This is a genomic window from Pedobacter sp. BAL39 (genome assembly GCF_000170795.1).
Lineage (GTDB): Bacteria > Bacteroidota > Bacteroidia > Sphingobacteriales > Sphingobacteriaceae > Pedobacter.
Genome location: NZ_ABCM01000003.1, coordinates 74,774 through 97,221, shown reverse-complemented (window position 1 = coordinate 97,221; position 22,448 = coordinate 74,774). Strand labels below are relative to the sequence as shown.

At 46.4% G+C, this 22,448-nt stretch carries 14 protein-coding genes; 5 read left to right on the top strand and 9 right to left on the bottom strand.

Annotated features, from left to right (window positions below):
* Positions 1 to 39 precede the first annotated feature (39 nt).
* The 9 genes from PBAL39_RS04785 to PBAL39_RS04745 all read right to left on the bottom strand — a co-directional run bounded on the left by PBAL39_RS04785 (position 40) and on the right by PBAL39_RS04745 (position 14,993).
* Entirely contained in the window at positions 40 to 1,164 is a 1,125-nt protein-coding gene (locus PBAL39_RS04785) for a phosphotransferase enzyme family protein (RefSeq protein WP_008238890.1), read from the bottom strand.
* A gap of 24 nt (positions 1,165 to 1,188) precedes the next feature.
* Positions 1,189 to 2,736 (bottom strand): DUF4832 domain-containing protein, encoded by a 1,548-nt coding sequence (locus PBAL39_RS04780; RefSeq protein ID WP_008238889.1) that lies wholly within the window; start codon positions 2,734 to 2,736, stop codon positions 1,189 to 1,191.
* A 29-nt stretch (positions 2,737 to 2,765) separates the two neighbouring features.
* Positions 2,766 to 3,887, bottom strand: coding sequence for an acyltransferase family protein (locus PBAL39_RS04775; RefSeq protein ID WP_157273900.1), 1,122 nt, complete (start codon positions 3,885 to 3,887; stop codon positions 2,766 to 2,768).
* 32 nt (positions 3,888 to 3,919) lie between these two features.
* Positions 3,920 to 4,780 carry a PKD domain-containing protein gene (locus PBAL39_RS04770; RefSeq protein WP_008238883.1) on the bottom strand — a complete coding sequence of 287 codons (861 nt, stop codon included), beginning with the start codon at positions 4,778 to 4,780 and terminating at the stop codon, positions 3,920 to 3,922.
* Between the two features lie 40 nt (positions 4,781 to 4,820).
* Positions 4,821 to 6,338, bottom strand: a complete 1,518-nt coding sequence (locus PBAL39_RS04765) for a RagB/SusD family nutrient uptake outer membrane protein (RefSeq protein WP_008238881.1) — start codon at positions 6,336 to 6,338, stop codon at positions 4,821 to 4,823.
* Between the two features lie 4 nt (positions 6,339 to 6,342).
* Positions 6,343 to 9,342, bottom strand: coding sequence for a SusC/RagA family TonB-linked outer membrane protein (locus PBAL39_RS04760; protein ID WP_083801695.1), 3,000 nt, complete (start codon positions 9,340 to 9,342; stop codon positions 6,343 to 6,345).
* Positions 9,343 to 9,628: 286 nt separating this feature from the next.
* On the bottom strand, positions 9,629 to 10,654 hold the full coding sequence (locus PBAL39_RS04755; RefSeq protein ID WP_008238876.1) for a LacI family DNA-binding transcriptional regulator: 1,026 nt from the start codon (positions 10,652 to 10,654) through the stop codon (positions 9,629 to 9,631).
* Positions 10,655 to 10,849: 195 nt separating this feature from the next.
* Positions 10,850 to 11,680: an alpha/beta hydrolase gene (locus PBAL39_RS04750; protein ID WP_008238874.1), complete on the bottom strand. Its 831-nt coding sequence runs from the start codon at positions 11,678 to 11,680 to the stop codon at positions 10,850 to 10,852.
* A 67-nt stretch (positions 11,681 to 11,747) separates the two neighbouring features.
* Complete coding sequence (locus PBAL39_RS04745; RefSeq protein ID WP_008238873.1) at positions 11,748 to 14,993, bottom strand: glycosyl hydrolase; 3,246 nt, start codon at positions 14,991 to 14,993, stop codon at positions 11,748 to 11,750.
* 267 nt (positions 14,994 to 15,260) lie between these two features.
* On the opposite strand from PBAL39_RS04745, the gene PBAL39_RS04740 reads away from it, so the two are divergent.
* The 5 genes from PBAL39_RS04740 (at position 15,261) to PBAL39_RS04715 (ending at position 22,379) form a co-directional block, all read left to right on the top strand.
* On the top strand, positions 15,261 to 15,584 hold the full coding sequence (locus PBAL39_RS04740; protein WP_008238872.1) for an RNA-binding protein: 324 nt from the start codon (positions 15,261 to 15,263) through the stop codon (positions 15,582 to 15,584).
* A 618-nt stretch (positions 15,585 to 16,202) separates the two neighbouring features.
* Entirely contained in the window at positions 16,203 to 17,369 is a 1,167-nt protein-coding gene (locus PBAL39_RS04735; RefSeq protein ID WP_008238871.1) for an NAD(P)/FAD-dependent oxidoreductase, read from the top strand.
* Positions 17,370 to 17,767: 398 nt separating this feature from the next.
* Entirely contained in the window at positions 17,768 to 18,574 is an 807-nt protein-coding gene (locus tag PBAL39_RS04725) for an alpha/beta fold hydrolase (RefSeq protein WP_008238867.1), read from the top strand.
* 2 nt (positions 18,575 to 18,576) lie between these two features.
* On the top strand, positions 18,577 to 21,063 hold the full coding sequence (locus tag PBAL39_RS24505) for a response regulator (RefSeq protein ID WP_008238865.1): 2,487 nt from the start codon (positions 18,577 to 18,579) through the stop codon (positions 21,061 to 21,063).
* A gap of 80 nt (positions 21,064 to 21,143) precedes the next feature.
* The gene (locus PBAL39_RS04715; protein WP_008238862.1) at positions 21,144 to 22,379 is read left to right on the top strand and encodes a cation:dicarboxylate symporter family transporter; all 1,236 of its coding nucleotides are present in this window, start codon (positions 21,144 to 21,146) and stop codon (positions 22,377 to 22,379) included.
* Positions 22,380 to 22,448 lie beyond the last annotated feature (69 nt).

Genomic DNA, 22,448 nt, shown 5'->3' with positions numbered 1-22,448 from the left:
GTCGCTGTTTTCCAGTAACGGAGTATTTAACTATTATACTTAAACATTATGCTGCCTTTGATACGCCATTTCTCTGGCAATAACCGTCTGCAGGAGATCTGAGTTGGCATCCAGCAATTTAAGCAGCTGAAGCTGAGCACGGGTACGCTGCAGGTTATGCCCGCCAAACCTGACCTTAAAATACTGGTCCCCATTGATGTGATCTGTAAGAAACCTGACTGCCTGCATGTAGGGCAGCAACAGGACTCCCTTAATCAGCGACTGTACCTCTGCATCCGTGATAAAAGAAGCTGCTGTTTTGAAATATCCCTGAGTGTAGGCGTTAAACAACGGCAGGTTCAGCTGTATCTTCGACAAATCGGCTTCATCCTCTTCAGCGGTATTGATGATGGTCCGGATCGCATCGCCAAAGTCGAAAGCCACATAACCATCCATCACGGTATCCAGATCTATCACACATTGCGCCTCATCATGCTCATTCAGCAAGACATTATTGAATTTGGTATCGTTATGAATGACCCGCCTTGGCAGGATCTGCTGCTGCGCAGGCTCCTGGAAGTACCGCATTGAAGCAGCATATTTCCTCACGGTTTCAAGCTCGGCCTCTACCGTTGTCAGTCTGCCCAAGCGGTCTTCTCTGATGGCCTCATTCAGCTGTTCCAATCGTTTTTCGATGTTATGAAAATCAGGAATGACCTCATGTATAACTCCCGGAGTCATATCTGACAACATCGCCTGAAACCTGCCAAAAGCTTTGCCGCCCTCAAAAGCCTGCTTTTCTGTCTCCACAAGGTCGTAGCTCCTGGTATTTTTGAGGAAGTAACACATCCGCCAATAGTCGCCCTGACTGTCCTTATAGTAATACTTTCCACTTTCTGCAGGGATGAGGGTCATGACTTCTTTTTCAGGATCGCCATCCCCACTATCCATGAGCTTCTGTTTCAGGTGACAGGTTACCATGATCATATTTTCCGTCAGCTGTGCCACATCCTTAAAAATCTGGTGGTTGATGCGTTGCAGCAGGTAATCGGATCCCCTCTCTGAGATGTTCTTAATAAAGTAAGTATCGTTGATGTGCCCTGAGCCGTATGCTTCCAGAGAATCGATGGCTGCGTCACATCTGAACTGTGAAATCACCTCTGCTATATTCTTTACACTTTGCAAAATAGATAGGTTAGTAGTTAATAATTAGTGCATTTTGAGTGTGTGATTCAGTTTGTTGTAGCCGGTAGTGGCTTCCCACACATCGTTATTAGCAAAGCGGATGCTGTACTCCGGCCGTGCAGCGATGCTCGCATATTCATCCGGAAGATGCAGCAGCACCTCATAGTCGCCGCTCGCAAAATCTGACGGGATCTTTATGCTTTCTTCCACTTTGAAGCTTCCAGAATACCATTTTCTGACATCTGTAGCCAGGTTGAAGGCGGTTACTGCTCCACTGGCTGTATTACGCAGGATGAGCTTCGCTGTCCTTTTATTATATGGAGAAGCATATCCTGCATTTTTAACATTTAAGACTATATTCATCGTTGTTCCCTTCACCACTTGATCCGGAATGACGGCCGACTGCAATACAAAACGATAGCCGAGGTTTTTCTTGATATTGTCCATACAACCGCCCGACTGCCAGTCGTTGTTTACCGCCGTATTGTAATGTGCATTCAGGTAGCTGAAGTGCATGGCGGCAAGTTCTTCCTGTGCCTTTCCTGCGGGCTCACAATCGTTCAGGCTGTAGTCATCAGAGCAGGTTTCTCCCCCTACAACCACATACCTGCTGTCAGCCTTCATGTAATCTCTCAGCGTGTTCAGCACCTGCCCATCGGAAGTCCTTGGTGTAGTACTATTGCCATAATCCTCATAGGTACCGAAGTCGTTGGCACTCGCCAGGAAACAATCATTATGAAATCCGATGCGGGCGTCGTCAGACAGACCAAAGGCAGCAGTTTCTGCCAAGGGTGAAGAGGAAAGCGGCGAATTAACGCCATACAAAAACCTCTGCTTGAACTGCGGATAACGCACCTGCACCATCCTGTCGGCAGGCATAGCTGCCAGCAATGCCTTCAACACTTCCACCCTGTCGCGCCAGTTCTGATCCGTCAGCGTGCTGTTTTGTCCGCCGTTTAAGGAGGCATCGCCAAAAAAGTCGCTGTAATAATTTTCCCCCCAGGTGCCAATGAAGCCGAGCTGCACGCAGGCAATCACATCCGCGTTTTCTGTAAGCACCGGTTTGAGTTGCGCGATGTGGCTCAATACAATAGCTTTCGAAGCATCACCATAGGTTGGGCAAATGAACCCCTCCGGACAGTTGCCTGGCGTTGCCGTAGCCGTATACACAAAACGGGGAATGAGTTTTACGCCAGCTGTTCTTGCGGCGAGCATATCCTTTTTGATATTTTCCAAAAAAGTATTGGAAATGGCTGTAGTTTTCACATTGTCCAGGATATAATACCTGAACACCAGCGTGCTGTATACCTTATAGGTTGCAGAAGAAATGTCCTGCAAGGTCCTGTAACTTTGTAAAGTGGGCGCATCCAGCACGGAATAATCGCTTGCAGTGGTTTCGGAGTAGCGATAAAAGCCACGCTCGGGATTAGGAAAGTCTTCTGTGCTTTCAGTGTAAGTAACATTGACCTTCTCCACCTGGACCAGGTCGTCATGATCATCTTTACAAGAGCTGAAAAGTGCCGTAGCGACTACGGAGAGAAAGAAACAACCGGAAATCAAATTGATGTTCATGATGTAATGCTTTTGAGTTTAATATTTGATTAAAGCTTAAAGAAAATCTGTTTTTTGTACAGCCAGTAGCAGAGTCCCCATTCCACCAGCAGGGTGCTCAGGGCGCTGATTACCGCAGCAATATTTAAGGGCAGACCGAACCAGGTATGGAGCAGCCCTCCACTGAAAATACCAACGGCATTGTTCAGCCACTGCATGCCAAGGGTTTCAAAAAGTAGGTAAATGAATATGGCATTCATGCCCATGACCGAAAATATCCAGATGTATTTTACGTACTTCTTTACATCTACAAGCCAATAGATCAGGGCCAGCATCAGCAATACCCATCCTCCTGATGCGAGCGCAAAGCTACTGGTGCTGATGCGTTTGATGATGGGTGTAATTCCCATGATGTCCAAACCGAATCCAACCAGCAAAGCGAGCAGGCCGCATAGCAGCAAGGTTTTGATCTTGTAGGCAACCGTGTTGCCGGAAACTAAAAGCTTGCCGGCCAACACGCCCCATATCGTATGTGCTGCAGTGGGAATGGCGTTGATGGCAACCCAGCCATCGCTGTTGATTTTCCCCATCAGCAACATATCTGCATAGCTACCAAAATTATGTCCCCGCACAAACGGCTGGTCAAAGCCAGGCATCAGGATCAGGCGGTACATCAGCTCCGTCAGCAGCAGCAGTGCAATGGAAAAGCTGAGCTGCCATACCTGTGACTTTTGAATGATGAGGTAAGCCAGAATAGAGGTAAACGCAAGTTGTGTCAGCACATTCCAAAGCTCCCAAACTGGTTTGCCAGCATATACACAGTGGAGGCCCACGCCACAAAGGAACAACTTGAGGCTCCTGATCAGGATGTGGTTCCAGTTCTGCGACCAGCTGCTGCCCTTTTCTAACTTACGGCTATAGGAAATGTACATCGCCGCACCTGCCATAAACATAAATGCGGGTTGGACGAGGTCCCAGAAACGCAGTCCATGCCATGGATGGTGGAAAAATTGTTCTACCAGTCCCGATGCCGGCCATGCCGGATTCAGATGCTGCAGGGATACATACAACAGGCAGCTTTCGGCGCAGAGCAGGATCATGATCAATCCACGCATCACATCCAGGGACATGACCCTTCCGGCGGCAGCTTGACTAACAGTACTTTGAGACATATGGATTTCTTTATCGATCAATAGAAGTTCATTTATTCACTCATGTCCAGCAGAAAGGCAGAAGCCCCGGCATCTGGGATACTACCTAAGGTAACCGACCAGTCGCTCTTAGTGGCCATGATGCCAATGCGCATCCCTGTTCCTGTGAGTCCCTTTAGCTTACCGCGTGCAATACGCATCTCGAACTTAAGGATGCCGCCGGCTTCAGTTACCGTGCCCACCTGGTAAGCCTCTGAGATAGATTGTTGGGCAAAGCTGAAACTATTTTGAGCGCCGTTATGGTAGAAGATGTCTACTCCCGAGGTCAGCAGCTGACCTTCCAGCAGGATGTCAAAACCTCCATCGGCATAAGCACTTAGCAGTCCGGTGCCCGCACTGTTGTCAGAGTCTATATAAAAATCAAAAATATCTGCGTTGGCTCTGGCCGACTGCATCTCTGCGTATACATAGATGTAATTACCATCGTAGTCGAACTTTGCCGAGCGGAAGATACCTCCTGCAGGCCCCGCAGTAAGGACATTCGTCGTTACCCTGTCCCAATCTGCCAAGGTATTGTCGTCTATTTTCACAGGTGATGTTTTTGCAATACGGATGACCGTGGAGGCCTCAGCCTCTCCTCCGTTCATCGTGGCATATAGCGTAGCTACATATTTACCTTTGCCCGCATATTCATGTGTTGGATTTGCTTCTGTAGAGGAGGCGCCGTCGCCAAAGTCCCAGCGGTACGCAGAGATCCCTGTGGTCACCGTTTTAAAAGCCACCTGGTTGCCGTCTACAGTCAGCTCATACAGTAGATCGGTCAGCTTGGGGGTATCGTCCTTTTTACAGGAACCAGCGATGACTGCGGTCATTAGCAGCAGCGTCAGGTAAAATCTGTTTGTTAAAGTCTTCATATCAATTTCATTCTTTAATGATCATTCAGTTGATAATTCTCTATTGATTCTGAGTCGCCTGTGGATTACTCAGTGTTTCGTCAATCGGCAAGAAATAGATGATCCTCGGACTGGTATAACTCACAGAAAGGTTGGCATAACCGGTAGGAGTTTTGCTCAGGTCGATATCCGTTTCCTTCAATCCTGCCAGGTGATAACCCCAATAGGCCTTATTCAGGGAACGCTTGTTGCGGTAAACATCATAAGTACGGTGCCCCTCGAAAGCCATCTCTATGCGTTTTTCTTCCAGCACGACATCCAGTGCCGTGTATCCGGATGGCAGCGTCCTGTTGTAGAGTGAACCGGTCAGACCGCGATTTTTACGGATCATATCCACGTCGTCAAGTGCGGCGCTGTTATTGCTCATCTTGGCTTCTGCCTCAGCTTTGTTCAGGTACATTTCCGATAAACGGAACATAATTGGTGAACTCAGGTTCGGCAATCCACCCTGAAATGAAAATTTACTGATATAGTAGACCTCTATCCCATTTTTCTTCTGCACAGTGCCACTACCATCTTTTAGCGGTACAATGTAAGACCAGCGCACGTCTTCAGGGTGTTTGGACATGACATTACGCAATGAGGATGAAGCATACTCTTCGCCCCACCCGGAGTTACCGTCGGAATAAATCATGGAGGCAATGGAACCAAACTTACCGTAATCGTCTACAGCAGTAAAAGCAATACAGAAGATCGTCTCCGGACTGGTTTGCGCATTGGCAAATAGCGCGGGATAGGTCGCTGAGGTCGTCAGACTGAACCTTCCTGAGTTGATCACCATATTGGCATAATCAATCGCCTTCTGGTTGTCTTCCTTATACAGGTTGACCCGCGACAACAATGCCCAGGCTGCTTCTTTAGAAGCATACTGTACTCCTCTCGGCTGCGTCATCAACCCGGCAGCTTTTTCAGCATCAGCAATCACGGAAGCATAAACTTCTGCAACAGTGGATCTTTTTTTCTGTGAAGGATCGGTCAGGTTGGTACGCAGGATGATGCCCGGCGATGCAGGATCAATGCTATAAGGTTTACCAAATAAACGCACGAGGTTGAAATGGCAGAATGCACGCAGAAAATAACACTCTCCGAGCAGCTGCTGCTTCACAGGATCCTGAGTACCCGATTTCTCCACGGCATCAATCACCGTATTTACGCCGGTAATGATTTTATAGGACAGGTACCAGAAATACCTCGTGTTGCCCTGTGATGGAGAATGGTCCAGGCTAAAACTGTAGAACAGCGGATCGGTAGTCACCTGCCCGCAAACGATGTCATCACTCGCAAAGTCCGACAGGTGATAAAACTGACGCAGGTACATGTTGTTATTGTCCACAACTCCATTAAAGGAAATGTGGTCTTTAAATAAGGCATATGCCCCATTTAGTGCGTTGGTAAGACCATCGCTGGTGGTAATCAGTGTTTCAGTACTGATGGCATCACTAGGCATCACATCCAGGTTTTTACAACTGTTGCCGCCGATGAGCAAACAGACCAAAATGGCGGAAAAATACTTTTTCATATGCTTAGAAGCTAAAATTAACGGTAAACAAATATTGCCTGTTATTGGGATATTTAAAGTCCGACACCCCAGGTGTGGCAAAACTACCACCAGTAATGGTGGTTTGCGGATCCTGCCCAAGGAAGTTAGAGAAGGTAGCGACATTGTCAGCAGTGATCCCCACAGTAATCGCCTTGAAATTCAGTTTCTGTACGATGGATTGTGGAAGACCGTAGCTGAACGCAATGTTCCTGATGGTAAAGTAACTGCCGTCTTTCAGGTAACGTGTAGAAGTCTCTGTCGAGTTTGCTGAATTTTGCGGACTTGGTTCTGTAGCTCCGGTATCACCAGGACCCGACCATACTTTCGCGTCATCAGGCAATTTGATCTGGTTGTAATAAGGCTCATGTCCGTCGTTCATCATGAAACGCAGGTTGTTGCTGAACACCTTATTGCCATAGTTGAAATAGGTGCTTACCCTCAGGTTGAAGCTTTTATAGGTAAAGCTATTGTTGAAACCACCCTGATATTTAGGTAATGCGGAGCCGGACTCCTGTATGGTTGCCTCTGAATAGTTGAAAGTCTTCTCTTTCGCTACCGCTACACCCGCTTCGTTATAAATCAGCTTTTCCCACATCGGAGCACCGGTCTGCGCGTCTACGCCAAGCCATTTCGGCATGTAAAACTCGTATAGATCTCCACCATTGCGGTAAATCTGGGAGATGCTCCAGGATCCTGTTTTCACGATATCTGCAGTCAAACCATATAGTTTGTTGCTGTTAAAGTTGATGGTAAAGTCAGTATTCCACTCAAAGTCTTTCGTCTTGATGTTGGTGGAGTTGATGCCCAGCTCAATCCCTTTGTTGATTACATTACCTGCATTTTCCCATTTCGTTTCGAAACCTACAGATAATGGCTGCGACACCTGAAGCAACAGATCTTTAGTATTGTTACGATAGGCGTCAATTGTCAGGCTTACCCTTTTGAACAAGCCAATATCGATACCCGCATTGATCTGGTGTTTGCTTTCCCAGGTCAGATTAGGACTTGCCAGCTGATAAGGCACCGCCCCTGTCACCGAGTTATATTGAGTGGTTAAAGAATAAAGCCCCAGGTAACGTGAGGAACCAATGTCCTGCGTGCCGGTGATCCCATAACTTAACCTGAGCTTCAGGTTATCCACAATATTGTTGTCTTTCATAAAATCCTCATTGCTGGCGAGCCATGCGCCGGAAACGGAAGGAAACACAGCATTCCTGTTCTCTTTAGGAAAGGCTGATGATCCATCTACACGGAAAGATCCGGAGAGGAAGTAGCGGCTTTTGTAATTATAGTTGACCTGTGATAGCGCAGACTGTAGATAGCGTTTATCGGTCAGTCCATTTACCAGTTGATTGTTGGAAACCACATTCAGCACCCTCAGTCCTTCAGGCAAACCTTTACCTGATGCCCCGGAATATTCGGTCTGACCGCCTTCAAAAGCAACACCCGCCAATCCACTGATGGAATGGTCGCCCAGCTGGAAGTTAAACTTCAGCAGGTTGTTGGAAATACCGCCGTAGTTCAGCGTATTCAGCTCATCAATGTAACCCGTAGCATGATAATTTCCCGCCACCAATGGAGAGAAGTAATTGGTACCTTTATTGAATCCTGCCGACAACCTGTTGGTACTGGTGAAGGTCAGCCAGTTGGTTATGTTGTAATTCAGGGCAAAGTCGTAGTTCAGGTCAAATCCTTTATAAGGGTGATCGGAATTCTGCACGGTGTGGATGGGATTGATCTTATCCCTTGACCACCACTTGAAGGTGGAATTTCCATCTACATATACCGCCGCCCCACTGGCATCGTAGGGATTGTCCCATGGCATGTTAAGGAAGGAATAGTACACATCCATGTAATCGTAGCTCTTCCCAGTAGACGCACTGAGGTTGATGTTGTTGGTCACGCTCAGTTTTTTCGAAAAGGTATAGGTGGAATTGGCCCGGAGGTTCACACGCTGAAATCCGGTATTCATAAATGTTCCTTTCTCATTGTAATAAGAAACACCTGCGTAATAGCTATTCTTTTCTGTTTTTCCACTTGCCGATAGGTAGAAGTTGTTTACTGGTGCAGCTTTGAATGACTCCTTTGACCAGTCGTAGTCCTGATCGAGCAGCGACAAAGGTCGCTCGCCATAAAACTTGATCAGGTCAATCTTGTAGGAATTGTCTGTTGCCCCCACGATATAATCGCGATAAAATTCTTTCTGATAGTCGTATAGTTCGGCACTGTTCATCACATCCAGCTTACCGAAATCTGCTGTCCTGAATCCTGAGGTTGCTTTAAATTCAAAACGGGTATCTCCGGAGCGAGCGCTTTTAGTGGTCACAATCAGCACGCCTGCATTCGCCTGTGAGCCGTATAAGGCGGTAGCACCTGCATCTTTTAATACAGTGATGCTCTCCACATCGTTGGGATCATAATTACCACCGATCACGCCATCAACCACTACGAGAGGACTCTGACTGGCATTAACAGAGGATACGCCACGCAGCCTGATCTCCGGCGCAGAGCCCGGCGCACCGGAGCTATTGACCACCTGCAAACCGGCCACCTTACCCTGAAGCATGGTGCCTATATTATTGGCGGTAACATCTTTAAGTTTTTCTGAGGATACCACAGCAACAGCGCTGGTCAGTTCGCTTTGTTTTTTGCTGCTGTAACCGACAACGATTACGTCATTCAGCTGACTAACGTCGTCTGACAGTACAATATTTAGCTTCTGATTTGCCACAACAGCAATCTCTTTGGTCACAAAACCAATTGAACGAATCACCAAAGTGGCTTTCTGAGCAGGAATGGTTATTGTAAACTGCCCGTTATTGTTGGTAACGGCTGTAACGGTGCTTCCTTTTACAGCGATGATCGCACCAATCAGGGGGCTTTTGTCGGCATCGGAAATGACTGTACCAGTTACAGTTGCCGTTTGTGCGATCCCTGCCAAGCTAAATAAAAGGCAACAACAGAGGAGTACAACTTTTTTCATAAAGGTTGTTTAGGAAAGGTTAGAAATTCGGTTAGTTGATTGTTATTCTAAAGTTGTAGTAAAAAAACTATAAAAAGAACAGTATACAAGGCATATTACCAAATTAAAGCTATGCAAACGTTTGTGTTGCTTACGCAAACGTTTGCTCAAATTGCATAAAAAAAAGAATATGAAACGCAGGTCCCTGCCACCGTCATGGAAAACACCCTAAAATTATCTGTATATAAGACACTTAGTCCCACAAAAGAAGAGGTAAGTAAGTAAGTAACAAACAAAGCGAGAAGGTTTAAGAATAGCTGACCATTTCAGAATCAATGATGCACTGCAGGAATTTAACCTCGGCTGGCTGAGGCTGGTTACCGCCTTCTATCAGCTGAAACAAAAACTCTGTAGCCTTCGAAGCCTGCTGGTATGCAAACTGTTCAATAGATCCGAGTGGCATCGTATCCATGTATTCCCATATGGGCAAATTAGCGAAGCTGATAAAGCTGATGTCCTTATTGACGACAAGGTTAGCCGCCTTTACCGTTGCGATACAATCCAGCAACACGTAATCATTGAATACGATGACCGCTGTAGGAGGTTGCTCCAGAGCCATTAACTTCTGCATGGCAGTAACATTATCGGTCTTGCTCAGCGTTGTCGATACGATCAGGTCATAGTTCACTTCCAGGTCGTTCGACCGGAGGCACTTCAGGTAAAGCTCCAACCGCTGCAGCGTGGCAGCTAGCTTTGCAGGACCATTGATGAGGCCGATTTTCTTATGCCCCATGTTGACCAGCTTGGTGATGGCCTGCAGCATTCCCGAATGGAGATTTCCGGCGACAAAGTGGATGTCCTTTTTGTCAGGCACACGGTCAAAAAATACCACCGGAATGTTATACTTTTTAAGACTCTCAAAATGATCGTAAGTGTTGGTATCCTTGCTAAGGGAAACGAGGATGCCATCCACACGGTGGTCTTTCATATTTTCAAGGATGCGCTTCTCGCGGTCCAGGGTGTCCAGCGACTGCCCGATGATCACGGTGTAGTTGAAAGGCTCCGCAAAATCCTCTACGCCACAAAGTGCCGATGAGAAAAAAGGCTCCGCCAGGTTGGGGATGATGACACCAATAGTATAGGTCTTTTGCTGTTTAAAGAACAATGCTGACTTATTCACCTCATAACCAAGCTCCTTTGCTGCCTGATGCACCCTCATGGTGGTTACTGCCCCAATACTTTTATGGTCATGCAAAGCCCTCGATACTGTTGAGGTCGAGATGTTCAGTTTCTTTGCTATTTCCTTGATCGTGGGTAGTTTGTTCTTGTGCATTCTGGTTAGATGATTTCAGACAATAAAGGTTCGATCAGCAAGATACAAATTTTACGAGTCTAAAAACAGCCTTAAGCTTATTTGCGCCGACGATTAAAGTCGAATGTTAGTCTATAAAATAAAATCCCGGAATACAACCTGTATCTCCGGGATTTTCAATATCATGATATGGCCTTCGATGCCATTCATTAAAGTTTATTTTCCAATGATTTCTTTCGTTAAGGTTTTAACTTCCTTGATGAGTAAAGGGAAAGCGGGTTCTGTCATGTTATGACCATAACCATCCAGCTCATACAGCACCGTTTTTTTATGTCCGTTCAGTTTCATCATCCTGGCGAGGTATGCATTCTCCTCATAACGTCCGAGCATTTCGAGCTCCCTGTCGCCAGTGATCAGCAGCAATGGTGGCGCATCGGCCCTCACAAAATACAAAGGCGCATATTCATCCACCAGAGGGTGTGTATCTTTCAGCTTTAATTCCTGTCTGCGTGTAAAGTGGGTAATGGTCTGTGCACTCAGAGAAATGACGCCTGCAACCTGATTGGGGTCAAGATCGTACTTTGCCAGTCTTTTTTTGTCCAGCGTCACCATCAGGTCCAGGTAAGCCCCTGCAGAATGTCCGGATAAAAACACCAGGTTTTTACTGCCTCCATATTCCTGAACATGCTGAAAGGTCCATGCCACGGCTGCTGCCGCATCTTCAATGATGTCGTTCACCACCGCCTTTGGAGCCAACCGGTAGCCCACACCAATGACAATGAACCCCTGTTCGGTCAGTGCCTTAGGGATTTCCTTATTCCCTCCCGTCAGTCCGCCGCCATGAAACCACACAATTGCGGGACTGTTCGTCTTATTCTTCGGATAGTATACATCCAGTTTACATCTTTCAGCGATATAGCTATTCGCTTTATAAACTGCTTCAGGGTAATACAATACATCTTCTTTCGTGGTATAAACCGGCTGCTGCGCATAACTAAAATTGAGCAGCAGCGAAAACAGGGCAACAAACAAGGTTCTTTGGATCATCTGATAAGTATTATAGGGTACTCGTTAATATTTTGTCTGGTAAAAATGGTCATTTTATCCATGACCATCAATAGACTTCTACATAAACAGGGCCTAACAAACCTGATGACGACAGCCTGCTCTGCGGATTGTAATTGGCATGTGCAGCAGAAATTTTACGCTCCGCTGCCGGCAGACGGCTCTCTCCGATCAGGCGGTTCACCCAGGTATTGACCACTTTAATCTCGATCTTATTTTTACCCTTTTTAACGGCCTTGCTGATGTCAACTTTGTATGGCGCCGTCCATAGGCCTCCCAGTTCAATCCCATTTACGGTCACTTTTGCAATTGCCCGCGCCATGCCCAGGTCAAGGAATACCGCTTGTCCTTTTTTAAGTTTTTTTAATTCAATCACATTGTGGTATACCGCTGTACCCGAATAATAGCGGATGCGCTCGTCTGCATGTGCCGACCAGTCGGTCAGTTGATCGAAGATCACTGGTGCCGCAGGACCGCCCATCTTCGAATCAAAGACAACAGACCAGGGCTGGCCAATGGTCAGTTTTTGCAAAGGTTCCAAATAATTTACCAGCTCCGGTCGACGCGCAGCTGTCTGCCTTACTGTCCCCACCTCAGCATCCTTCCTGAACACAATGAAACAGCTCTCCAGAGGCGCAAGCCTCAAAGGTACAGACGTACTGGAGTCCGTCTGACTGAATGCAGGTAGCTCACGGGTGCTGCCAGTAGCAGGATCCCATAATTCAGGCTGTTTACCCCTGATGCGGAATGTTGCGGATATGCTGACCTCCTGAGCTTTTTGGTTGGAAATAAAATATACTGAGGCTTCCGGCAACTTTCTGTGGATAAACAAAACAGAGTCGCTTTGTGTGATTTTCAGATCAGGAGCCACCTTAATCAGGTCCAGCGCTTCCTGCATGCCCATTCCATCCATCACCAACCCCTTACCGAAACGGTTTACTTTAATATTTTTACCATCAATATTCCCCCATAATTCATTCGCCAGTTTGGCTACCTCCTGATCTGCAGAAGGGAATCCCTCCAGGCTTGGGGACCGTTTTGGTGCAGGGCCAAGAACCACCGCTCCCTGCGCAACAAAGTCTTTGATCTTTCGCAATAATTCCGGCCTCATCGTTTCTATCTTCGGCAATACCAGGATGCTGTAATTCAAACCATTGGGCAATGTCAGCTTTCCATTTTCTACCTTAATCCTGTTTTTGAGCACTTCCGCATTGATGTAATCATAAGAATATCCCTGCGGTAGCGCCGGATCTGTAACACCAGTCATTTTAGGGGCATCTTCGCCAATAAAATAAGCAACATCTGCCTCGTAACGTCCTTGCTGAAGCATCATGTTACACCTTTTGATGTATTTAAGGAAGACATCCATGTCGTAAAACCAGGTGTTGTGCCGGTTGAATTCCACACCGAACCAGGCGTCCAGGCCGGGTACCTGATCTGCAGGCTGACTGATGTATACATGCATCAGCGTATTGTTGATGCCCTCCGTAAAAAAGCGGTCGCCGCGTTTTTTGAACAATGCCGGATAGCGGTAGAAAGGATTGCCTGCAGCGGTAAAAGATTCTGCGGAAACCTTATTTTTCCCATAGATATGTGCAGCCGATGAAGCTGCTTTGTTTTCGATGTCTCCCAGGTCGCCCTCACTCCAGAACTCCCCGCCGACCTCGTCCGATTGTCCGCCATACTGCAGAAACTCACCCGGAAAACCCCAATGGCCATAATTTTCAAGCCAGGTGGTCAGTCCGTTTTTATGACTGATGTCGCGGAAGGCCCCCACGTATTTGTAGGATACATTATCCGCAATGAGGCGTCTCAGGTCCCATAAAAAGCGGTCAGACATCTCCCTGCTTCCCACAACCTTACCCTGCAGCACCGGCATGTATGGCATGGGATCATAGTGGTAGGCCTGCAGGAAATCGCGCTCCATCTCATCCGTCCAGTTCTGTCCCCCGGTTTCGTAACTATCCTGGACATTTACCTTCCAGGTCTTGCGGTCTTCTGGGGGGATGCGTTTTAAGATCTCTCCAAGGAAGGCTTCGAAGTGTGCCTCGACATGTTTGCTGCTCATTTTATCGACTTCCAGCCCTGTTCCTATAGGTTCCGCAGGTGCATTTTTCACCTGTGTTGGCGCCATACCAGTACGCTCAATGATCCAGTTTCCCGCCGGGACTTCCCAGTTCAGGATGCCGTCCGGCGACAGGTATTTGGAGATATCAATTACTTTTGAGGGGTCAATTACCTGTCCTCTGGCATCATCAGGCTGAGTCTGCCATTGGTAAGCCTGCCAGAATGGATGTGGCGTAGGCCACATTTTAGCGAGTGTTTTCTCTGCAAAGGCCTCCACTTTTGGAGTTGCAGAAAGGCTCAGCTCTGCCAGCTCACAATCGGCAGAAACATTTGAAAAGACGATCCGGAAATCTTTCGCGGTAGTTGCCGGCAAGGCCACCACTGCGGGACTGAATGGACTGAAGCCTACGTTCAGCTCCCTGTTGCTGCGGTCAATGGAAAAACGTTTGATGGTCTGGTAACTGCCATTCAGGATGGCCTGCACCTCCCCCTCCAGATGCACCGTTTGGCGAACCGGCATCAGTGTAAGACTACGTACGGTGTATGCCGATGGAGCATTAACTTCAATGCTAAGGTTATTGCTTCTGGGTAACCTCACCACTGTTTCTATATTACCGTCCATCAGGAGCTCCAAACCGGCAACTGCTGGCCGGGCGTTGAGCTTTGGCTTTAAAGCGGCTATGTCTTGATTAAAATCAGCAGCAACGGGGTAAGCCAGGACTTTTACATCCTGAAAATCGGGATGTGGCTGATCCAGGCGCCCCTTGAACAGTGATGGGCCTTTCACCATCCGCTCCACAGAACTGAGGTAACGCATGGATTGCTGTGGTTTTACCCAGGGACCTCCCGACTGGCTCCAACCGGGTCCATTAAAGATCCCGATTTCAATGTTCAGCCGTGTAGCAGCTTTCAACGCGGTGTGAAGAATGTCCCACCAGGCATCGGAGAAGAGTTTTACGGGCCCGTAAGCGACATCATCAAGACCTATATTCCCGATAAAAGCTCGGTTGATGCCCACCTTTTTCATGGATTCTAAATCTTTTACAACCCCTTCTTTGGAGATGTTGCCGGAGATCCAATACCAATAAACAGAAGTCTGTACAGTATCCGGAATGTCCGTAAAGTTATGCTCCAGGGCATTTAGCTGCCCGGTGTTCACAGTCTGGCCCTTGCCACTGAATCCGGCAAAACAGGCTGAGATCATCAATAGATAAAACTGGATTTTCATAGCAGCAATCTAATGTTATTCCCGCATAGATCTGTCCTGAACTATCCTGTTCTTTTTGGAATACTAAAAAACAACCTGCTGACATACCTTCCAGCACACTGTAATTTTGACATCCTCAGACCTCCGTCATTTCATCAACAATTTTATGCCTTTTGGAGTGTAATTTGGCAGTTTCAGCAACTTTTTCTTCGGTAGTCGAATAAAAACCGCGACAATGGCCTGAAAAATGCTTGGATAATTTATATTTTTGGAAACATCTTCGTCTAAATGGTAAAAATTTTTGTAGGGGGCTTATCTTCTGAGACATCAGAAATGGATCTTGTTATGTTCATCAGTCTGCATGGTCAGGTGGTGACAATTAAAATTGTGAGGGATAAAGTTACGCGTAAATCCAAGGGCTATGCCTTTTTGGAAATGGCCAATCAGGAAGAAGCCGATAAAGCGGTTGCTGCATTGAATGGCGCTACATTTAAGGGTAATGAACTTACGGTACGTGTGGCTGCAGAGACCCCACCGAAAGCACCGGTGTATAAAAAAGTTGGGCCACCAAGCGCAGCTCCCGGCTTAAGACCAAGAAGACCAAGAAAGTAAAATTCACTTGTTCAATCCTGTCGATGTACATCCGGCAAATTATTTGTCTGATGTCCAATACGGAATCCCGTAGGGAAAGATACACCTTTAATTAACTCATTGATTAGGAAAACAGGTACACTTGCATCATAATGACTTACGCATCATCGCCTGATGCGTACAGAATTTTTTCAAGGCACCCGATTGTGACAAGACCCAACCCTATTAATACATAGGGTCCTTGTTCGGTGCTCGTTCGCACCTTGTTCGCTGTTGGAAAAGGGTTGCGTAACCATTGCGTAGCCATTGGTTCGCGATTTGATAGGCTAAAGCTAATAAAATCACCTCGAAATGGGTCATCAACGCGTATTTAGTGCCGATTAGACCCCAAACAAAATTAGTACGAGCCCAGTAAGGTCCTGGAGTATCTCACGCTTTTTAGCGGACAAAGCCGTCCCATAGCTACCGAACAAAATTATTAGATAAGTACCCAAACCGAGGTGACATCTGTGGAAATAACTGAAGTGCTAAAGTACCGCAGAAATTGCAGATTTTGTTTTGCGACTATTTTAATACTGATTACAGCTATTTTACCTTTAAAAGTAGCATTAGTTTTGACAGGTAATCAGAATTGAAACTATGTTGATAAAAGATAAGGAAATAGCGATTGTTGGTGGCGGTCCAGGAGGATTGACATTGGCACGTTTGCTTCAACACCAAGGGGCTACAGTAAAAGTATATGAGCGGGATGTCAACAGAGATGTGAGGGTGCAGGGTGCTACACTTGACCTCCACTACGAATCTGGACTTTTGGCTCTCGAACAAGCAGGTCTTATGGATGCCTTTAAGGCTAGCTACAGGCCTGATGCCGACCGCCTTCGTATAGTTGACAAGAATGGAAAAATATTTCTCGACGACCATGCACAACAAGAAAAAAGTAGTTTTGGCGATGAGCATTTTCGCCCGGAGATTGATCGCGGGCCATTGAGGGATCTACTATTGGATTCTTTAACACCAGGCACTGTGATCTGGGACAGCCATATCGTCAGCCTTGAGGCCGATGGAGAGCGCTGGAAGATCGTCTTCCAAAACGGAAATACAGCTTTTGCGGATCTCGTCATCGGAGCTGATGGGGCAAAGTCAAAGATCAGACCGCTCATCACCCCCATCAAACCTTTTTATTCCGGTGTTACTATATTAGAAGCCAACATCAAAGATTCAGAAATACATACGCCGAAAATACATGATTTATTAAAAGGTGGAAAGGTCATGGCACTTGGCGATGCCCAAACACTGTCCGTGAGCGCCAAAGGAGATGGCAGCCTGGATTTTTACGCAGGATGGAGAGATGAAGAAGATTGGGTAGTAAACAGTGGTATCGATTTCAGCGACAATAGCCAGGTTTTAAATTGGTTTAAAAAAGCATATCCTACCTGGGGTAACATCTGGCTTGAACTATTTGAGATTGAGGATACCACATTCAATCCGAGACCACAATATTGTATGCCCCTGGATCAAACATGGGAGGCAAGTGCCAACATTACTTTGATTGGTGATGCGGCACACCTCATGCCCCCTTATGCGGGAGAGGGTGTAAACATGGCGATGCTTGATGCTTTACAACTGAGCGACAGCCTGACCAATGAAAATTTCTCCGATTTGAAATCTGCAATATCACATTATGAGCAACAGATGTTTGACAGATTTGCAGAAATTGGGAAGGAAACCCTCGACAATACCGAATTCATGCATTCAACTGATGGGTTGAAAAAACTGCTTCAAATGTTTGGGCAAGAGCATCATTAATTTATGGATTTATAAATTCAAAAAACGGACAATTAGTTTCATTCAGAGCACTCAAAACTCATAAAAAACAAATTAATATTCTGTGTCGATTTTTCTCATTTTCTTCCTGCAAAATCGTCTTTAAATCAACATTAAATTATGCTAACCCATCAAATTTGTCATCCGATATTGATATCTTTTTACTAGCCCAAACGCAGCTAATTTCGAGCATCCATCACTACCATCAAGAGGACTTACTCTGGTTTCAGTATTACGATTTCCCTGCCCAGAAATTAATCATTATTTTACAAATTCCCGAAAATATCAAATTTATTCCCAAGGGTTTTAAATTATTTTCATTTAAAACGATAACTGCTATATTTACCATCAGTAATGTATGACCACAAACCAAGGTACTGATGACGACAGCAACTCTTAGAAAAAACAATGTAAGTATCGAAGGAAATCTTGAAAGCAATGAAACACTGATATTTGCGCATGGTTTTGGTACAGATCAAACCGCTTGGGACGAAGTAAAACAAGCTTTCCAAGATGATTACCGATTGGTACTTTATGATAATGTTGGTGGCGGTAAGTGTGATCCTAATGCCTACAGCCCTAAAAAATACAATACCATACATAGTTATGCAGATGACCTGCTCGCGATTATAGCAGCACTGGAGCTAGAAGACGTCACTGTAATTGCACACTCGGTTAGTTCTATGATTACCCTGCTGGCTGCCCTTCGGGAACCGCAGCATTTTAAAAAACTCGTTTTCGTCGGGGCCTCCCCGCGTTACCTGAATGACGAACAGGCGGGCTATACCGGCGGGTTTACGCAACCGGCGCTAGACAACATGTATGAAGCCATGACCAACAATTACTATGCATGGGTGAGTGGCTTCTCCTCTGCAGCTATGGGTAACCCGGAACACCCGGAACTTGGTGAATCTTTTGCCCGAACACTCCGCGAAATCCGTCCGGATATTGCATTGGCTGTTGCAAAGGTCATCTTTGAGTCGGACTTACGTGAAGAATTGCATAAGTTACAAAAGCCAACGCTACTTGTCCAGGCGAATGACGACATTGCTGTGCCTCAGGAAGTCGCACTTTACCTCCAGCAGCACATCGAAGGCAGCAAGCTGATCCAGGTAAATGCAACAGGGCACTTTCCACACATCAGTGCACCCCAGGAAGTTATTTCGTCCATTAAATCTTTTATTTAACTGTGGAACAAGCGGCAAACATCAATTGGGCAGAACGGGCGCTGGACTTCATCTCCAGGTTAAGCCTTGGCAATAGCTATCAGGATTGGTTCAGGATCGTACAAAATGCGATGTCTGGCCTGAAGGAACTTAGCGGAGCAACTCGTGTGGTGTTCTTAAAATATGAAGACGAACTTACTGCCAGCATCTTTGCCGTAGATGACCTGGAGGAAAATCAGCAATATATTGACCCTCAGCTCCTCCTGCCTTTCTCAGGAAGTACCATCCCCCAATATTATGCGTCAGCACCTGAAACGCTAACCGATAAAAGGCTGTTGAAGCTGATCCCCGGAACAACATCCCTCCTGGTGCTGCCCATCCAGGAACTGGACATTCAAGGTTACATATTGATCGGATGGCACATGTCATTTACCTTCTCCGAATCCTTTCAGAAATTTGTGCTGCACGGCCTGGATAAGATCAGGGAAACCATTCACCTCGGCCAGCACTATTATGCGCTGGAAGAGCTGAAGGTGCGCTTCAATGCCATACTACAAACGGTCGAACAGGGTATCGTCTTCATTGACGACAGCGGTAAGAATAGTTGGATCAACGAACCCGCAGCGGCAATATTGGGCATCTCCGGTGGCAATGTCCCGCCCGCAGAACTGTCGGCCGCCATGCAGCAACTCCGCTCCCGTGCCGATAATAAAGAGGAGATCTTCAGAAGAGGAATGGAAATTTTCACGTCTGCCGACAAACGCGTCAAAAACTGGCAATGGATCTTTTCTACCCCGGAAACCTACGTGCTCAACGTATGCTGTACCCCCACCATCTCTGAACACATCAGCGGGATGTTGTGGACCTTCGACGACATCACCCAACAGTATCTATATGATGAACACCTTAAGGAGCTGAACGTACAACTCGAAGAAAAAAGCAGGATTGCTGATGAACAAAACAAAGCCAAGTCGGAATTCCTCGCTAATATGAGCCACGAGATCAGAACACCTATGAATGGTGTGATCGGAATGACCAGCCTACTGAGAAATACAAGACTGGATGAAGACCAGTTTGATTTCGTGGAATCCATCCGGATCAGTGCTGATGCACTGCTGGAGATCATCAATGAAATCCTGGATTTCTCGAAAATTGAATCGGGCAAGCTGGAGCTGGAAGAACATCCTTTTGTGCTGAGTAAGATCGTAGAAGAAACCTACGACCTACTGTCTTTTAAAGCCCAGGAAAAAGACCTTGATCTCCTTTACATCATCGATCCTGATGTACCCTATGAAGTAATTGGTGACATGACCCGGCTGCGTCAGATCATCGTCAACCTTGTTGGAAATGCCATTAAATTTACAGATGAAGGTGAGATCCTCACCAGCATCAAACTGCTTGAGAAAAAAGGATCCACCTATGAACTGGAGTTTTCGGTACAGGACAGTGGTATTGGCATCCCGCAAGACAAAATGCATAAATTGTTCAATTCATTCTCACAGGTAGATTCTTCCACTACACGTAAATATGGTGGTACCGGCCTTGGCCTGGTCATCAGTGCCAGGTTAATCCAGAAGATGAATGGACGCATCTGGGTGGAAAGTGAGGTGAATGTAGGGACGACGTTCAAATTTACCATAGAAATTGCTGCTCATCACCAGGTCAAGGCTTATAAATCCGTTGCACTGCAAAAAGACCTTGTAGGGAAAAGTGTCCTCATTATCGATGACAACCATACCAACCTTCGCATCCTGAAAGGCCATTGCGAAATCTGGGGCATGTATGCTGATGCATTCGACAGCGGCAGAAAAGGCATCGAAGCACTCGAAAAACGAGATTATGATATCGCCGTAATTGACATGCTGATGCCGGAGATGAACGGGATAGACGTCGCCCAGGAGATTCGTGACAAATACGGCGACAAACTTCCTATGGTGTTATTCAGCTCTGCCGGTAATTTTCCGGAGGACCGTAAAGAAGATAAAAAGCTGTTCGTATCGATCCTTGATAAACCTATTAAACAGGCTTACTTCCATAATATGCTACTGGAGAAGCTTAACAAGGTGAAGGCCCGGGAGAAAAAACAGGTTGAGGAACGTCCTGCAGCCACCGCCGTTGTCGACAATCTCCCCGTTAGTATTCTGGTCGCTGAGGACAACTTTATCAATCAAAAGATCGTTGCCAATGCCTTCAAAAATATTGGTTACAGCTGCGATATTGTATCTAATGGAATCGAGGTCATCTCTTCCCTCCAACGCCAGCATTATGATATGGTATTCATGGATGTACACATGCCGGAAATGGATGGACTACAGGCAACCAGGGAAATCATCAGCCGATATGGAGCAGAAAGGCCTGTCATCATTGCCATGACAGCTGGTGCTTACGAACAGGACAAAGTGGATTGTCTCAACGCAGGGATGGATGATTACCTCACCAAACCCTTTGACTTTGACAATTTCTACGCTAAGTTCAACTACTGGAAATCAAAAACCAGGCAGGAACAGTAGATACATAGCATTTGGGCTTACCATTGGAAAATGCTATCTATGTATCTGCATATCCATCAATACGACCTTAATCTAACCAAATGTCGACCAACACTGATCTCAATCGGCAGGACCGGGTATTGAAAGCCAGCCTGACCTCAACAGTATTGAAGAACCTCACCTTCTGGGTGTTCATTGCCATCATCTCAGGTGTGCTGCTTGGTGTTTATGCCCCGTCCAACGCCGTAAAGATGGAAATCATCGGCAAAACATTCATCGACATCATCAAACTTTTCATTGCTCCCATCATTTTCCTGACCATCGTTTTGGGCATCAGCGGAATGGGCAACTTGAAAAAGGTGGGCCGCATTGGCATAAAAGCCCTGCTCTACTTTGAAGTTGTGTCTACCTTATCACTCGCTATTGGCATAATTACGGCAGTCGTCTTCACGCCAGGACACATCGATAAATCGAAGCTCCAAATTGAAAATGCGAGCAAATATACTTCCGCGCCTCCCAGTGGATTCAACTGGGGAGAGTTTTTTATGAGTAACCTTACGCTCCAGGTGCTTGTTGCTGCCATCATCATCGGGATCATCCTCAATTATTCCAGACATAGGGTAACCGTAGTAACCGGACTAGGCAGAGTTTCTGTATGGGTATTTACCGGGCTGAAATATGTGATGTACCTCGCCCCGCTTGGGGCCTTTGGCGGAATGGCTTACACGATTGGAAAGTTTGGGCTGCATACGCTGGTGCCGCTGATCAAACTGATGGGCACCGTATACCTGACCATGGGCATTTTTATATTCCTTGTGCTTGGCGCCATCATGAAATATTACCAGATGAGCATCTGGAAATTCATCAAATACATAAAAGAAGAATTGTTATTGGTACTGGGCACCTCCTCCTCAGAATCAGCCCTCCCTTCCATCATGAACAAACTGGAGAAGATGGGCTGCAGCAAACCGGTAGTAGGCCTGGTGGTACCCACAGGATATTCATTTAACCTTGATGGCACCTCTATTTACCTATCCATGGCGGTGATCTTTCTGGCACAGCTGTACAACGTACATTTGAGCATATTCGAAATGCTGACCATCATCGGCATCCTGATGGTCACCTCCAAAGGCGCCGCAGGCGTTACCGGCAGTGGATTTATCGTATTGGCTTCCACGTTGACTGCCATTCACAAAATCCCTGTGGAGGGACTGGCCTTCCTTCTTGGTGTAGATAAGTTTATGAGTGAGGCACGTGCACTTACCAATATCATTGGTAACGGAGTAGCAACCATCGTCATTGCCAAAAGTGAAAAGGAATTCCATCCTCCGGAGTAAAAGCATTTCGTCGAAGATTAAGCCGGTTTGGTCGTCGTCTTTTTACAATTGGTATAGTAATCAACTTCC